11 protein-coding genes, 1 tRNA gene and 1 pseudogene are annotated in these 14,843 nt (G+C 73.3%); 12 read left to right on the top strand and 1 reads right to left on the bottom strand.

Annotated elements, in window-relative coordinates:
- The first annotated feature begins 73 nt into the window (after positions 1–73).
- The 12 genes and pseudogenes from ITX44_RS10630 (at position 74) to ITX44_RS10575 (ending at position 13,924) form a co-directional block, all read left to right on the top strand.
- Positions 74–1,231 carry a nucleoside triphosphate pyrophosphohydrolase gene (locus tag ITX44_RS10630; protein ID WP_205356864.1) on the top strand — a complete coding sequence of 386 codons (1,158 nt, stop codon included), beginning with the start codon at positions 74–76 and terminating at the stop codon, positions 1,229–1,231.
- Positions 1,232–1,236: 5 nt separating this feature from the next.
- Positions 1,237–1,929, top strand: a pseudogene (locus ITX44_RS10625) (endonuclease V); the annotation flags it as partial.
- 170 nt (positions 1,930–2,099) lie between these two features.
- Complete coding sequence (locus ITX44_RS10620) at positions 2,100–3,578, top strand: cytochrome P450 family protein (RefSeq protein WP_236060377.1); 1,479 nt, start codon at positions 2,100–2,102, stop codon at positions 3,576–3,578.
- Between the two features lie 198 nt (positions 3,579–3,776).
- Positions 3,777–4,877 carry a LysM peptidoglycan-binding domain-containing protein gene (locus tag ITX44_RS10615; RefSeq protein WP_205356863.1) on the top strand — a complete coding sequence of 367 codons (1,101 nt, stop codon included), beginning with the start codon at positions 3,777–3,779 and terminating at the stop codon, positions 4,875–4,877.
- Between the two features lie 505 nt (positions 4,878–5,382).
- Positions 5,383–6,087, top strand: coding sequence for a LysM peptidoglycan-binding domain-containing protein (locus ITX44_RS10610; protein ID WP_205356862.1), 705 nt, complete (start codon positions 5,383–5,385; stop codon positions 6,085–6,087).
- Between the two features lie 209 nt (positions 6,088–6,296).
- Positions 6,297–7,577: a phosphopyruvate hydratase gene (gene eno / locus ITX44_RS10605; protein ID WP_205356861.1), complete on the top strand. Its 1,281-nt coding sequence runs from the start codon at positions 6,297–6,299 to the stop codon at positions 7,575–7,577.
- Positions 7,578–7,795: 218 nt separating this feature from the next.
- Positions 7,796–8,317: an FtsB family cell division protein gene (locus tag ITX44_RS10600; protein ID WP_205356860.1), complete on the top strand. Its 522-nt coding sequence runs from the start codon at positions 7,796–7,798 to the stop codon at positions 8,315–8,317.
- Positions 8,318–8,519: 202 nt separating this feature from the next.
- Positions 8,520–9,182: a DUF501 domain-containing protein gene (locus ITX44_RS10595; RefSeq protein WP_205356859.1), complete on the top strand. Its 663-nt coding sequence runs from the start codon at positions 8,520–8,522 to the stop codon at positions 9,180–9,182.
- A complete protein-coding gene (locus ITX44_RS10590) occupies positions 9,179–10,138 on the top strand; it encodes a Ppx/GppA phosphatase family protein (protein WP_205356858.1) in 960 nt (319 codons plus the stop codon). Before ITX44_RS10595 ends, ITX44_RS10590 begins: the two co-directional genes overlap by 4 nt.
- Positions 10,139–10,544: 406 nt before the next feature.
- A complete protein-coding gene (locus tag ITX44_RS10585) occupies positions 10,545–11,945 on the top strand; it encodes an NAD(P)/FAD-dependent oxidoreductase (RefSeq protein ID WP_205356857.1) in 1,401 nt (466 codons plus the stop codon).
- 285 nt (positions 11,946–12,230) lie between these two features.
- Positions 12,231–13,571: an SAM-dependent methyltransferase gene (locus ITX44_RS10580; RefSeq protein WP_205356856.1), complete on the top strand. Its 1,341-nt coding sequence runs from the start codon at positions 12,231–12,233 to the stop codon at positions 13,569–13,571.
- A gap of 270 nt (positions 13,572–13,841) precedes the next feature.
- Positions 13,842–13,924: transfer RNA gene (locus ITX44_RS10575), tRNA-Leu, on the top strand.
- Between the two features lie 4 nt (positions 13,925–13,928).
- Here ITX44_RS10575 and ITX44_RS10570 read toward each other — a convergent pair.
- On the bottom strand, positions 13,929–14,798 hold the full coding sequence (locus ITX44_RS10570) for a bifunctional DNA primase/polymerase (RefSeq protein ID WP_205356855.1): 870 nt from the start codon (positions 14,796–14,798) through the stop codon (positions 13,929–13,931).
- Positions 14,799–14,843 lie beyond the last annotated feature (45 nt).

Here is a 14,843-nt window from a genome sequence, read left to right as displayed (position 1 = left end):
CGCCTCGCGAAGTTATCCACAGGGCGGTCGAACGAGGACGCGGCGTGACGGCGGTCCGGGGTACGTTCGAGGCATGAAGGACACGGACGACGACACGACGGGCACCGCCGCCCCGGGACGGCTGGTGCTGCTCACCACCAGCCACCGGGTGGCGCCCGGCCAGCTCTCCTGGCAGGCCTGGCAGACCCTCCAGGGCGCCGACCAGGTGGTCTGCCCCGACCCGGACCACCCGCAGTTGCCGTACCTGCGCGAGGCCGGGGTGCGGGTCGAGGTCGCCGCCCCCGGCGGGCGCGAACTGGCGGAGGCCACCGCGGGCTCGCGCACGGTGGTGTACGTGGCGCCGTCCGGCGGGGCCGACCCGGCGGTCACCGACGAGCTGGCCCGGCTCGGCGGCTCCGGCCGGATCGCCATGCCCGACCTGGAACTGCTGCCCGGCTCCTACGACCTGCCCGGCGCCCGGCTGCTCGACCTGGTCCAGGTGATGGAGCGGATCAGGGCCGAGTGCCCGTGGAGCAGCCTGCGCACCCACGAGGACCTGGCCAAGTACGGCATCGAGGAGATGTACGAACTGGTCGAGGCGATCGAGGAGGGCGACCGCCCGGCCATGCGGGAGGAACTGGGCGACGTGCTGCTCCAGGTCGTCTTCCACGCCGCCATCGCGGAGGGCGACCCGCAGGAGCCGTTCGGGATCGACGACGTCGCCGCCGGGCTCGTCGACAAGCTCGTCCACCGGCACCCGCACATCTTCGGGGACGAGATCGCCGAGACCCCCGAGCAGGTGCAGGCGAACTGGATACGACTCAAGGGCGAGGAGAAGGCCCGCGAATCGGTCACCGACGGCATCCCGCTCGCCTCGCCCGCCCTCGCCCTGGCCGCCAAGCTCGCCGGACGCGCCCGCGGCGCCGGTCTGCCCCTGCCGGCCGCCCCGGCCGCACCCGGCGGCCAGGACCCCGCCCTCCGCTACGACGACGAGACCGCACTCGGCGACCACCTGCTGGCCGAGGCCGCCGCCGCCCAGTCCACCGGCGTCGACCCCGAAGCGGCACTGCGGCACGCGGCACGCCGCTACCGGGCGGCGATCCGCGCCGCGGAGGGCATAGCCGAGGACGGCCCGGCGGCGGAGGACGACGTGGAACTGGGCCCGGCGGCGGGCGGCTCGCTGCACGGCGACGCGGTGGACGGTGACGCGGTGCACGGCGGTCCGGCGCAGGCCGATCCCGGGCCCTGGTGACCGGCGTGCGGGTGGAGGTGCCGTACGCCTGGCCCACCGGGGAGGCCGAGGCGCTGGCGTTGCAGGAGCGGCTGCGTCCGCTGGCCGACCACCGGGGCCCCGGGCCGCGCCGGCCCAGGTACGTCGCGGGGCTCGACGTGGCCTATGCCGGGGACGGCCGGGGGACCGGCGACCTGGTCGCGGCGGCGGTGGTGGTCGTGGACACCGAGAGCCTGGCGGTGGTGGAGCAGGCCACGGCCACCGCGTGGACCACGTTCCCCTACATACCGGGGCTGTTCGCCTTCCGGGAGCTCCCGGTCCTGGTGGAGGCGCTGCGGACGCTGCGGGGCACGCCGGACCTGCTGCTGTGCGACGGTCACGGGCTGGCGCACCCGCGCCGGTTCGGGCTGGCCTGCCACCTGGGGGTGCTCACCGGGCTCCCGACGGCAGGGGTCGCCAAGACCCCGTTCACGGGCGAGTACGACCCCGGGGCGCTCGGGCCCGACCGGGGCGCGTACGCGGACCTGGTCGACCGGGGCGAGACGGTGGGGCGGGCGCTGCGCACCCAGAGCGGCGTCAAGCCGGTCTTCGTGTCCACCGGCCACCTCGTCGACCTCCCCACCGCCACCGCCCACGTCCTGGCCCTGGCTCCGCGGTACCGCCTGCCGGAGACCACCCGCCGGGCCGACCGACTCTCGCGGGACGCCCTGGCTGGAGCCGGAGCCGGAGCCGGAGCCGCGGCCCAGGCCCATACCCGGGCTGACGCCCGAGCGGCCCCGGAAGCCGCCGCAGCCCCCGCCGGGGCGGCGGCAGCGGACGGACCGGGAGCGCCGGGCGAGGGCCGGGGTGTGCCGACCGGGGCGGGCGCCGGGCGGGATACGGTCGGCGGATGACCCACCCCGCGCCTCGGCCCCGGCCCGGCTCGCCGACGCCTCCCGCATCGTGTCCGGCGGCCGGGTCCACCGCCGGGCCGGCGGCGGTCGTACCCGCGGCCAGGGCCGCGGCCGGGCGTACCGCCGGAATTGCGGCCGGAGCCGCGGACCGACCCGCGGCCGGATCCTCCTGCGAGCCCGCGACCGGCACCGCGACCGGCACCACGGCCGGCACCACGGCAACCCCCGGCGCCGGCGCAGAGCCGGAATTGTTCACCTGGGAGTTCGCCGGCGATCCGTACCCGGCGTACGCGTGGCTGCGCGAGCACGCGCCGGTGCGGTGGACGACGTTGCCGAGCGGGGTCGGGGCCTGGCTGGTGACGCGGTACGGGGACGCGCGCGAGACGCTGGCGGACGCGCGGCTGAGCAAGAATCCGGTCCATCACACGGAGGAGGGGAAGGCGAGGAGCAGGACGGGTATCCCGGGGGAGCGGAGCGCCGATCTGATGACGCATCTGCTCAACATCGATCCGCCCGACCACACGCGGCTGCGGCGGCTGGTGTCGAAGGCGTTCACACCGCGGCGGGTGGCGCAGTTCGCGCCGCGGGTGCAGGAGCTGACGGACCGGCTGGTGGACGGTTTCGCCGGGCGGGGGGAGGCGGACCTGATCCACGAGTTCGCGTTCCCGCTGCCGATCTACGCGATCTGCGACCTGCTGGGAGTGCCGGCCGAGGACCAGGACGACTTCCGGGACTGGGCCGGGATGATGATCCGGCACGGCGGCGGGCCGCGTGGCGGGGTGGCGCGGTCGGTGAAGCGGATGCGGGCGTATCTGGGGGAGCTGATCCACCGCAAGCGGGGCGACCTCGGGGACGACCTGATCTCGGGGCTGATCCGGGCCAGCGACGACGGCGAGCACCTGACGGAGAACGAGGCGGCGGCGATGGCCTTCATCCTGCTGTTCGCCGGTTTCGAGACGACCGTCAACCTGATCGGCAACGGGGTCCACACGCTGCTGCGTCACCCGGAGCAGCGGGCCGCGTTGCAGGACTCGCTGGCCCGCGGCCAGAGCGCGCTGCTGGAGACAGCGGTGGAGGAGCTGCTGCGGTACGACGGTCCGGTGGAGCTGGCGACGTGGCGGTACGCGACCGTGCCGGTGACCATCGGCGGCCAGGCGGTCGCGGCCGGCGACCCGGTGCTGGTGGTGCTGGCGGCGGCGAACCGGGACCCGGAGCGGTTCGCCGCGCCCGACACCGTGGACCTGGCGCGCCGGGACAACCCGCATCTGGGGTACGGGCACGGCATCCACTACTGCCTGGGCGCGCCGCTGGCCCGGCTGGAGGCCAGGACCGCGCTGGCCTCGTTGCTGACCCGGCTGCCGGACCTGCAACCGGCGGTGGCGGAAGAAGAGTTGAGGTGGCGCGGCGGACTGATCATGCGGGGGCTGCGGTCGCTGCCGGTGACGTTCACACCGGAGCATCCGCAGGCGCGGTGACGCGGCGTCAGCTCCGTGATCCCGACGTGATGATCGCTACATCGGCTTGTGATCCGCTGCCGGGGCCCGCTACGTTCTGCGGTCAACGCGAGGAACCAGGGCTCGCGGGACGCGCCGTACCCCGACCGACGGGCGGGGGCCGCGGCCGAGCGGTGGCGGCTCACCCGGGCGCGTACTGACTCGACGGAAGGCGACCCCATGCTCACGTCCGGGAACGGTCGGCACCGACGCCCCCGGCAGGCACCCGCGGCCATGGTCACCGTGGCCGCGACCGGCGCCGGAATCGCGCTCCCCCTGCTCGGAGCCGGCGCCGCGCACGCCGCCGACAACAGCACCTGGGACAAGGTCGCGGTCTGCGAGACCGGCGGCCTGTGGAGCGCCAACACCGGCAACGGTTTCTACGGCGGTCTGGCCATCACCCAGGACACCTGGGACGAGTACGGCGGCGGCGCGTACGCCAAGCGCCCGGACCTCGCGTCCCGTTCGGAGCAGATAGCCGTCGCCGAGAAGATCCTCGGCGACCTCGGCCCGAACGCCTGGCCGGGCTGCGAGAGCGGCACCGGCCTGCTGGAGGACTCCGCGCCGCCCAGCGTGGACCCCGGGAGCACGGCCCCGCCGAAGCACGACGGGAAGACCACGCCCGTACCGCCGGCGCCGACCTACACGCCGCCGCCCGTCCCGTCGGCCCCCATTCCGGGCACGCAGGACGAGCCCGGCGCCACGCCCCCGTCGGCGACCCCGACCACCCCCGCGACCCCGTCGACTCCAGCGGCCCCGACGACCCCGGTCACTCCCACGGCGCCCACCGGCACCGTCCCGGGCGTGCCCGGCACCCCGCCCACGGCCGGCACGGGCCCCGGCGACGGTTCCACCGCGTCCACCACGCCCGGCACCCCGGGCGCCCCCACCGGCCCCGCCACGCCGTCCGACGGCGCCGCCGGGACCCCCACCGCCCCGTCGGACGGCCCGAGCGCCGGCGGCCGGCACGCCAAGCCGTACAGCCCGACCGACGAGCAGCTCGCGGCGGCCGACCGGGCGACACGTACCGAGGTCTACTCGCTGGCCGGGAAGCCGGCCGGGGCCGATACCACGGACAATGCCAACAGCAGTGGCAAAACGGGCACTTCGCCATCGACCGGCGCGGACTCGTACACCGTGGGCTCCGGCGATTCGCTGTCCGGGATCGCCTCGGCGCAGCATGTCGACGGCGGCTGGCGGCACTTGTACGACGCCAATCACGGTGTCGTCGGCGACGATCCGAACCTCATCAAACCAGGACAGATCCTCAACCTCGGCTGAAATGGCGGCTGCTGACGCCCGGACGACAAATCCGGGCGTACCGCCCACAAGATCGCCGCGACAATGTGACAAGCCTCTCGTCGGGCCCTGTGACCGCCCGCTCGCGGAGCGCTGAAACCGACCGCTGCGACCTGCGGCGATGCCCACCCTCCGAGCGACCGACCGGAGTTGATGCCCCAAACGCGAGTGTTTGTTCTCCTCGCCGCCTTGTGCTTACCGTCTTCTCGCTCGCCACAGCGAGCCCCGCCGAAGCCGGAACGCCGAGTCCTGCCGCCGGTCCGACGGGATCACTCGACGCGAGAGCGCCGCAGGCAGGAGCGGGGGACCCAAGGTCTTCCGCCGGACCACCCGGCCGTACGCCGCGCAGCAACGCCGCTGCGGTACGTACGGGCCACCGGTCCGGCTAGGGGTGAAGCCGATGTGCCGCGGGACGCGGCCCGGCCGGGCAGCTCACGTCCGAACCCGACAGCTCACCTCGCAGGCGTCGGTGAGGGACCACAACACCATGGCTAAGCACCGTCGTGCCTCCAAGAAGACGATCGTCCGTCTCGCTTCGCTCGCCGGCGTCGCCGGCACCGCCATCGCGGTTCCGCTGATCGGCGCCGGGACCGCCTCGGCCGCCTCCGTCGCCACCTGGGACGCGGTCGCCCAGTGCGAGTCCGGCGGCAACTGGCACATCAACACCGGCAACGGCTACTACGGCGGCCTGCAGTTCGCGCAGTCGAGCTGGGCCGCGGCCGGCGGCCTGCAGTACGCCCCGCGCGCCGACCTCGCCACCAAGGACCAGCAGATCGCCGTCGCCGAGAAGCTGCTCGCCATGCAGGGCCCGGGTGCCTGGACCTGCGCCGGCGCGGGCGGCCTGACCGCTGGCGGCCCCGCCCCGGCCGTCAGCACCGGCAGCGGCTCGTCCTCCGGCAGCTCCTCCTCCGGCAGCGGCAGCTCCACTGGCTCCTCGAGCCACACCGGCAGCAGCTCCGCCTCGTCCGCGGCCTCCTCGTCGCACACGTCCACGCACACCACCCACACGTGGCACCAGGTGACCTGGAGCAAGGGCCACGGCAGCTACGTCGTCCGCCAGGGCGACACCCTGTCCAAGATCGCCAACGCCCACCACGTGGTCGGCGGCTGGCGCAAGCTGTACGACCTGAACCAGGACGCCGTCAAGAACGCGGACCTGATCTACCCCGGTCAGCACCTGCGCCTGGCCTGATTCCCGGCGGGCCGCGTCCGGGCCCCGGCAGGGCCCGGACCGGCGCCGCGACCGGCGCTCTCCCTCTCCCCGGCCGGGCACGCGACTCCCCCGAGCGTGTCCGGCCGGGGTACTTGTGTCTCAGGGGCCGGGCCGACCGCCGAACCCGGTGGTGCCGCCGGTTAGGCTCGTCCCGTTAAAGAAGAGAAGACATCCCAGAAGGAGACACCGTGCCGTCCATCGACGTCGTCGTAGCCCGGGAAATCCTCGACTCACGAGGCAACCCCACCGTCGAGGTCGAGGTCGGCCTCGACGACGGAAGCACGGGCCGTGCGGCCGTTCCGTCCGGCGCCTCCACCGGCGCCTTCGAGGCCCTCGAACTCCGCGACGGCGACACCAACCGCTACCAGGGCAAGGGCGTCGAGAAGGCCGTCCTCGCCGTGATCGAGCAGATCGGTCCGGAGCTCGTCGGCTACGACGCCACCGAGCAGCGGCTGATCGACCAGGCGATGTTCGACCTGGACGCCACCCCGGACAAGTCCAGCCTCGGCGCCAACGCCATCCTCGGCGTCTCGCTGGCCGTCGCCCACGCCGCCTCCGAGGCGTCGGACCTGCCGCTCTTCCGCTACCTCGGCGGCCCGAACGCGCACGTCCTGCCGGTCCCGATGATGAACATCCTCAACGGCGGCTCGCACGCGGACTCCAACGTCGACATCCAGGAGTTCATGATCGCCCCGATCGGCGCGGAGTCCTTCTCCGAGGCCCTGCGCTGGGGAGCCGAGGTCTACCACACCCTCAAGGCCGTGCTGAAGGGCCGCGGCCTGTCCACCGGCCTCGGTGACGAGGGCGGTTTCGCGCCGAACCTGGGCTCCAACCGCGAGGCCCTGGACCTCATCATCGAGGCCATCAAGCAGGCCGGCTACGCCCCCGGCCAGGACATCGCGCTGGCCCTGGACGTCGCCGCCTCCGAGTTCTACAAGGACGGCAAGTACCTCTTCGAGGGCAAGGAGAAGTCCGCCGCGGAGATGACCGAGTACTACGAGGAGCTGGTCGCCGCCTACCCGCTGGTCTCCATCGAGGACCCGCTGTTCGAGGACGACTGGGCCGGCTGGAAGGTCATCACCGACCGGATCGGCGCCAAGGTCCAGCTCGTCGGCGACGACCTGTTCGTCACCAACCCCGAGCGGCTCCAGAAGGGCATCGACACCGGCGCCGCCAACGCCCTGCTGGTCAAGGTCAACCAGATCGGCTCGCTCAGCGAGACCCTGGACGCGGTCGAGCTGGCCCAGCGCAACGGCTACAAGTGCATGATGTCGCACCGTTCCGGCGAGACCGAGGACGTCACCATCGCCGACCTGGCCGTCGCCACCAACTGCGGCCAGATCAAGACCGGCGCCCCGGCCCGCTCCGAGCGCGTTGCCAAGTACAACCAGCTCCTGCGCATCGAGGAGATCCTGGACGACGCGGCCGAGTACGCGGGCCGCTCCGCGTTCCCCCGCTTCAAGGGCTGAACACTGGCTCGACAGGCCCGTTTCGCGGGCTTCAAGAGCTGACCGGATGCCGCGGCGGGACCGCTCGTCCCGCTTCCGTACGTCCCCGCCCACGGTCCCGTACCGTGGGCGGGGACGTACCGGCATGGCGTGGCGTACGGCGACGGCCGACGGGAACCGACGGCAACTGGTGACGCGGCACGACGGCAGGACGTGCGGCAGGCGAGGGGAGGCACGGCGTGGGGGCGGACCGGTTCTCCACCAGCGCCCGGCTCAAGGCGTTCGGCCAGGAGGCGCAGGCACGGGTCTACCGGGCCGCGGGCCTGCCCCGGCAGGGCGCGACGGGGCCGGTGCGGCGCAACAAGCTCACCGGGCGCGCGGCCCTGCTCGGCCTGGTCGTGTGCGCCCTGGTGGTCGCGCTGGCCTACCCGATGCGCAGTTACGTCGCCCAGCGCTCCGACATCGCCGACCAGCGCCGCGCCGCCCAGCAGGCCAAGCAGAAGGTGGAACAGCTCCGCCGGGAGAAGGCCCGCTGGCAGGATCCGGACTACGTACGCACGCAGGCGCGCCTCCAGCTTCATTACGTGATGCCGGGCGAGACCGGCTACTCGGTCGCCGCGGGTCCCTCGCCGACCCCCGACCCGGCCGCCGACCACGGCAAGGGCAACCAGGCGGCAGCCGTCCGCCCGTGGTACGACAATCTGTGGGACAGCGTCGACCACGCCGACGCCGCGGGCGCGCCGCCGGCCGCCGCCCGCTGACCCCCGCCCCCCGGCGGAGCACACGGGCGACCGTTCGCCCGTGCCGAACCCGCGCCGACTTGTGCCGGACCCACGACGCCGACCCCCCGGCGCCGGAGCCGGCGAACCGCCCCGACCCCTCGACCGACCCCGCCTCCCCCGACCCCGACCTCGCGCCCCTCGCCGCTCGCCCGCAGACCGGCTCACACCCGCAGAACGGCTCATGGACAACCACCCGCACCCCCTCACCGCCCCGCACGCCGAGCCCGCGTCCGCCGCCGACGTGGCCGCCGTCCACGCCCAGCTCGGCCGCCCCCCGCGTGGCCTGCGCGCGGTCGCCCACCGCTGCCCCTGCGGCAATCCCGATGTGGTGGAGACCAGCCCGCGGCTGGAGGACGGTACGCCCTTCCCGACGCTGTACTACCTGACGTGCCCGCGCGCCGCCTCGGCGATCGGCACCCTGGAGGCGGACGGCGTGATGAAGCGCATGACCGAGCGCCTGGGCAGCGAGCCGGAACTGGCCGAGGCCTATCGCGCCGCCCACGAGGACTACATCGCCCGCCGCGACGCGGTGGAGGTGCTGGCGGGGTTCCCCAGCGCCGGCGGCATGCCGGACCGGGTCAAGTGCCTGCACGTACTGGCCGCCCACTCGCTGGCGGCCGGCCCCGGCGTCAACCCGCTGGGCGACGAGACACTCGCGATGCTGCCCGAGTGGTGGGCCAAGGGCCCGTGCGTGCCCCGCGAGGACACCGCCGCCGGCGAGAGCACCCACGCGACCGCCGACCGGACCGCCCACGACACCGCCCACCACACCGCCCACGACAACGACGACCTGTCCGGCAACCACGACCTGCCCGGCAACGGCGAAGGGGAGGAACGGAAGTGACCACGCGCGTCGCGGCCGTCGACTGCGGCACCAACTCGATCCGGCTCCTGGTGGCCGACATCGACCCGAGCACCGGCGAGCTGAAGGACCTGGACCGCCGGATGCGGATCGTCCGGCTGGGCCAGGGCGTGGACCGGACCGGCCGGCTCGCCCCCGAGGCGCTGGAGCGCACTTTCGCCGCCTGCCGGGAGTACGCCGCCGTGATCCGGGAGCACGGCGTGCCCGCCGAGCGGATCTCGTTCGTGGCCACCTCCGCCTCCCGGGACGCGGAGAACCGTGAGGACTTCGTTCGGGGCGTACGCGACATCCTGGGCGTCGAGCCCGAGGTGATCACCGGCGACCAGGAGGCCGCGTTCTCCTTCACCGGCGCCACCCGGGAGCTCGGCCCCGAGCACGGGCTCGAACCGCCGTATCTGGTGGTCGACATCGGCGGCGGCTCGACGGAGTTCGTGCTCGGCACCGAGCAGGTGCGCGCGGCCCGTTCGGTGGACGTCGGCTGCGTCCGGATGACCGAACGGCACCTGGTGCACGACGGCGTGCTCGCCGACCCGCCACCCGACGACCGGATCGCCGCCATGACCGCGGACATCGACGCGGCCCTGGACGAGGCGGCCCGCACGGTGCCGCTGGAGCAGGCCCGCACCCTGGTGGGCCTGGCCGGTTCGGTGACCACCGTGGCGGCCCTGGCGCTGGAGCTGCCGGCGTACGACTCCTCGGTGATCCACCACTCGCGCGTCTCCCTGGCGAAGGTCCGCGAGATCACCGCGCGGCTGCTGGCGGCCACGCGCGCGGAACGGGCCGCGCAGCCGGTGATCCACGAGGGCCGGGTCGACGTGATCGCCGCGGGCGCCCTGGTGCTGCTGCGGATCATGGAGCGCACCGGCGCCCAGGAGGTCGTGGTGAGCGAGCACGACATCCTCGACGGCATCGGTTTTCACGCCGCAGGCACGGTCTGAGCCGCCCGCGCGCCGCTCACCTGAGATGCCGTCATTGCTGGTGAGCGGCCTGCGGGCGGCCCAAGAGGGGCCTGCGGGCGGCCCCGCGGGCGGCGCGAAAAAACCTTTGTGAAACTCTTCACATGAAGTTCCCGGTTCGTGGCCCAACTTTCCAAGGCCCGGAGCCTCAATTCCCCTGGAATCCCTAGGGTGTCGGCGCCTTCTCGGCGCGCCACGGTGGCCGGTTCTCGCTCCCCGCGGGGCGATCGGCGCTGCTCAGGGGCATGTATAACGACGGGGGGCGCTGGGTGGCCGGGACCGGCTCCGTACCCCTCTGACGTGCGGCGGCGCAGTGTAGCAGAGGGTGTCCAGACCCTTGTGAAGGGGCTCACGAGGGGGCCCTCCCACCGTGCTGGATACTCGAAGCATGAGCACCACGGAGCGTCCACGGATCCTCGTAGTAGGCGGCGGTTACGTCGGCCTGTACGCGGCGCGCCGCATCCTGAAGAAGATGCGGTACGGGGAGGCGACCGTCACGGTCGTCGACCCGCGCTCGTACATGACGTACCAGCCCTTTCTTCCCGAAACCGCAGCAGGCAGCATCTCCCCGCGGCATGTCGTCGTCCCGCTGCGACGCGTGCTCCCGGGCGCCGAGGTGCTCACCGGCCGGGTCACCTCCATCGACCAGGACCGCAAGGTCGCGCTGGTCGAGCCGCTCGTGGGCGAGTCCTACGAGCTTCCCTTCGACTACCTCGTGATCGCGCTCGGCGCGGTCTCCCGCACCTTCCCGATCCCCGGCCTGGCCGAGAACGGTATCGGCATGAAGGGTGTCGAGGAGGCCATGGCGCTGCGCAACCACATGCTGGAGCAGCTCGACAAGGCCGACTCCACGACCGACGAGGACGTCCGCCGCAAGGCGCTCACCTTCGTCTTCGTCGGCGGCGGCTTCGCCGGTGCGGAGACCGTCGGCGAGGTCGAGGACATGGCACGCGACGCGGCCAAGTACTACCCGAACGTGAAGCGCGAGGACATGCGCTTCATCCTGGTCGACGCCGCCGACAAGATCCTGCCCGAGGTCGGCCCGCAGTTGGGTGCCTGGGGTCTGGAGCACCTGCGCGAGCGCGGCATCGAGGTCTACCTCAACACGTCCATGAAGAGTTGCGTCGACAAGCACGTGGTGCTCGCCAACGGTCTTGAGGTCGACGCCTCCACCATCGTGTGGACGGCCGGCGTGAAGCCGAACCCGGCGCTGGCCCGCTTCGGCCTGCCGCTCGGCCCGCGCGGTCACGTGGACACCGCCGCCACCCTCCAGGTGCAGGGCAGCGACTACATCTGGGCCGCCGGCGACAACGCCCAGATCCCGGACCTGGCCGCCGGCGAGGGTGCCTGGTGCCCGCCGAACGCCCAGCACGCGCTGCGCCAGGCCAAGGTGCTCGGTGACAACGTGATCTCCGGGATGCGCGGCTTCCCGCAGCACGAGTACCGGCACGCCAACAAGGGTGCGGTGGCCGGCCTCGGCCTGCACAAGGGCGTCGCCATGATCGTGGTCGGCAAGAAGACCAAGATCCGCCTCAAGGGCCGGCTCGCCTGGTACATGCACCGTGGCTACCACGGCCTGGCGGTCCCGACCTGGAACCGCAAGATCCGGGTCCTGGCCGACTGGACGCTGGCGATGTTCCTCAAGCGCGAGGTCGTCTCCCTGGGTGCCGTCGAGAACCCCCGCGAGGAGTTCTACGAGGCCGCCCGCCCGGCCCCCGCTCCGGCCGCCGTCGCCGAGAAGCCGCGCAGCGGCGGCGACAAGCCGGCCGAGACCGCCGCGGCGTCCTGACGCCCGCGCCGCGCCGCCCGTCGGACCCCTGACGGGCACCGGCTGACATACCGTCGGACAACGAGGTCCGCGCGCTCGCTTCACAAGGGCGCCCGCCATCCGTGGTGCGGGCGCCCTTTTTCTTTCGGCTGTACCGACTGGCCGTACCGCCGCCGTACACCCTCCGTACTCCCGGCCGCCTTCCGTGTGTCACAGCGTGACCGGCGCGCCCTTCCGGCGTAAGTACGTGTATCCGGTCGGCAGATTTGCATGGCGCGGGTGAAATTCAGTCGTACGCTCAGAAACATGGCTGACGCGGCTCCCAGACTTGTCGAACTCGCCGAACACGCCCTCTCGTCCTCGTTTCCGCTGCGGCTGCGTGCCTGGGACGGAAGCGAGGCCGGGCCGTCCGGCGCTCCGGTGCTCGTCCTGCGCAGGCGCCGGGGCCTGCGCCGGCTGCTGTGGCGCCCCGGCGAACTCGGTCTGGTCCGGGCCTGGGTGGCCGGCGACATCGACATCGAGGGCGGCCTCTACGCCGCGCTCGACCTGTTGTCCGGGCTGGTGTGGGAGCGCGGCGAAAACGCTCCCGGGTTCGGCTCGGGGTCGTCATCGGCGGCGGCGTCCGGGCCGCGCGCCGTCCTCAAGGCGCTGCGCGATCCGGCCACCTACCGCTTCGCCCGCGACGTGCTGGCCCTGGCCGGCCCCGGCCTGCCGCCCGCGCCGCCGCCCGAGGAGGTCCGGGTGCGCAGCGGCCTGGCGCACACCAAGCGCCGCGACAAGGCCGCCATCGCGCACCACTACGACGTCGGGAACGACTTCTACGAGCTCGTGCTCGGCCCCTCCATGGTCTACTCCTGTGCCCTGTGGGCCGGCCCCGACGGCACCCTGGAGGACGCGCAGGGGGCCAAACTCGACCTCGTCTGCCGCAAGCTGGGGCTGCGCCAGGGAATGCGGCTGCTGGACGTCGGCTGCGGCTGGGGCTCCATGGTGCTGTACGCGGCCGAGCACTACGGCGTACGGGCCACCGGCGTGACCCTGTCCACCGAGCAGGCCGCGTACGCCCGCAAGCGGGTGGCCGACGCGGGCCTGACCGACCGGGTGGAGATCCGGGTCCAGGACTACCGCGACGTCAGGGACGGGCCGTACGACGCGGTTTCGTCGATCGGGATGGCCGAGCACGTCGGCTCGCGGCAGTACCTGGAGTACGCCCGGACCCTGCACGACCTGCTGCGGCCGGGCGGCCGGCTGCTCAACCACCAGATCGCCCGCCGCCCGGTGGCCGACGAGGAGGCGTACCACGTCGACGAGTTCATCGACCGGTACGTCTTCCCCGACGGCGAGCTCGCGCCGCTGGGTGCCACGGTCTCCCGGCTGGAGGACGCCGGGTTCGAGGTGCGGGACGTGGAGGCGCTGCGCGAGCACTACGGGCGCACGCTGCGGGCCTGGGTGCGCAACCTGGAGCAGCGGTGGGCCGAGGCCGCCGCGGTCACCTCCGAGGGGCGGGCCCGGGTGTGGCGGCTCTACATGGCCGCTTCCGCACTGTCCTTCGAGCGCAACCGGATCGGCGTCAATCAGGTACTGGCCGTCCGCACGGCCGACGGCGGTGCATCCGGGATGCCCCGCACGCGCGCCGAATGGCTGTCTTGATGCGGTCGCTCTCATGGATTTATGCACGTACAAGGGCTGCGGCGGGGTGGTCGAGGCCGAAAATCGCCGGTAGCTGAGAGCGATTTCACGTCACTTCTGTGTGAAGGGAGGGCCGGGTTCCGGAGTGGGAATGAGAGCCGTCTGCCGTGCACCGGGGCCATGCGGAGGTGCATGACGGTCCGTCAGTAACCCCTAAAATAAGACAACATGGCCACTTGGCCGTCCTGCTTGCGTGTCGCAAGCCGGATACGCTTTCACTGCGCCCCGCCGGCCCGGATGGTGGAACGCAGACACGGCGAGCTTAAACCTCGCTGCCCCCAGAGGGCGTGCCGGTTCGAGTCCGGCTCCGGGCACACATCAGGGCTCAGCGGAGGACCTGAGCCGCCCGGCCGAAGCCACCGTGGCGGCTGCCTCCCGCTCGCTCAGCCCCGTGTGCACCGCGGCCGTCACCAGAGCCGGCGCCAGCGCATCACCCATGCCCGCGTCATAGGCGCGGCAGGCGGCCCAGAACAAGCGTCCATTGCGCTCGCCCTCCCGTGAATCCAGGACGAACCGGACGAGCGCCGCGGCCCGCTTCTCCGCCGGGTGGCGCGGCGCGCCGGCCCCTGGAGCGGGCGGCGGAGGGGGCGGTGGGGCCGCCAGTTTCAGCAGCTGCGCAGGCGCGGCGGCCAGCGGGTGCCCGTCCGAACCCGGCGCCAGGAGGTAACGGCCGGCCAGGGTGCGCGAGCCGGGGCCGACCACGTAGCCGCCCAGCCCCCGCACGTCTATTCCGCGGCCCAGCCGGCCGACCGAGTTGGGCACCGGACCGGGCGCGGAGAACCACAGGTGACGACCCCCGCTGGGGGTGAGCACGGTAACCGTTTGCGGCAGCGCGAAGCCCTGGGTCCGCGCCAGTGAGTGCAGGGCGGCGACCCCGTCGAAGCCGTGCTTGACGTCGAGGTCCACGCCGACCAGGTGGTACGGCGCCCGGCCGCAGGCGACGCCGTACCCGGTCGCCCAGGGCGCTACGGCGAACAGCGCGCGGATCCGGTCGGGGTCGGTGGTGGCGTCGTGCACGCCGTGCCCGGGGCGGCCGCACTCCCCGCGGCAGGCGGTCAGCCGCGGCTCGTCGCGGTGCGGGGACCGCACGGCGGGCAGCTTGGTACGGGACAGGGGGATGACGGGCAGGCCGCGCGCGGCGGTGAGCAGGGCCGCGTGCAGCGCTCGGATGTGGTCGGGGCGTGGCATCGCCTGCTCCCTGGAGGTCGCCTGCTCCCTGATTTTCGAACGGAC

It is taken from the genome of Actinacidiphila acididurans, assembly GCF_016918855.1.
GTDB classification, from domain to species: Bacteria; Actinomycetota; Actinomycetes; order Streptomycetales; family Streptomycetaceae; genus Actinacidiphila; species Actinacidiphila acididurans.
The sequence above is the reverse complement of the archived record's forward strand: the minus strand, read 5'-3'. Positions and strand labels throughout refer to the sequence as shown.